The organism is Stenotrophomonas sp. CASM110, from assembly GCF_049384345.1.
Classification (GTDB): Bacteria; Pseudomonadota; Gammaproteobacteria; order Xanthomonadales; family Xanthomonadaceae; genus Stenotrophomonas; species Stenotrophomonas muris.
On the sequence record NZ_JBMRGI010000060.1, the window covers coordinates 1 to 418 of the forward strand.

The window sequence follows — 418 nt, forward strand, 5'->3', positions numbered from 1 at the left end:
GACAGAAACGCATCGTGGGTGTCGATGTCGGTGTTGTCCTTGTCGGCCGCCAGGAAAGTGGAAAGACGGGCTTCCTTGAGCGGCACCGACCATGGCTCGCTGAGGTAATCGGGTCCACCTGTGCGAGCGTCTTCCCGCAGGATGAGCCGCGCCCAATCCAGCGCGCCCACAAGAACCCAGTTGGCTTGTACTCTGGCGCGTTCAGAAGATTCGACCTCGATGGCGCGCCACTGCTGCCAGAGGGCGGCTGCAGCGAAAGTGGCGACCAGCGTGACCGTGAGCATGGCTGCCAGAAGCGCGGCGCCGCGTTGCATCTGTGGCGTCGCTCGTGTCGTTCGTGTCGATCGTGTCCCCTGCCTCATGACTTCGCGCCTCCGTTGGTCGGGCGAGACCAGTCTTTGGTGACCCGGCCTGCCAG

1 pseudogene is annotated in these 418 nt (G+C 64.1%); it reads right to left on the reverse strand.

The annotated features are described in order from the left end of the window. Positions 1 to 314: pseudogene (locus tag VG561_RS21190) on the reverse strand (hypothetical protein); the annotation flags it as partial. Between the last annotated feature and the right edge of the window lie 104 nt (positions 315 to 418).